This is a genomic window from Bradyrhizobium sp. MI1.10 (assembly GCF_055811035.1).
The window spans coordinates 1-245 of sequence record NZ_JBVVPN010000189.1; the positions used below are offsets into that span (position 1 = coordinate 1).

1 pseudogene is annotated in these 245 nt (G+C 62.4%); it reads left to right on the plus strand.

The window, feature by feature from the left end:
* Positions 1–245: pseudogene (locus AC0L3K_RS40855) on the plus strand (cell division protein FtsZ); the annotation flags it as partial.

Below are 245 nucleotides of genomic sequence, written 5' to 3' on the forward strand. Positions count from 1 at the left end.
GCTGCCCCCATCGTCGCCAGGATCGCGCGCGAGCTCGGCATTCTCACGATCGGCGTGGTCACCAAGCCATTCTACTTCGAGGGAAAGCGCCGCATGCGCTTTGCCGAAGCCGGCATCGAGGAGTTGCTGAAGACGGTCGACACCCTGCTGATCATCCCGAACCAGAACCTGTTCCGGGTGGCCAGCGAGAAGACCACGTTCGCCGATGCCTTTGCCCTTGCCGACCAGGTGCTTTATTCCGGCGT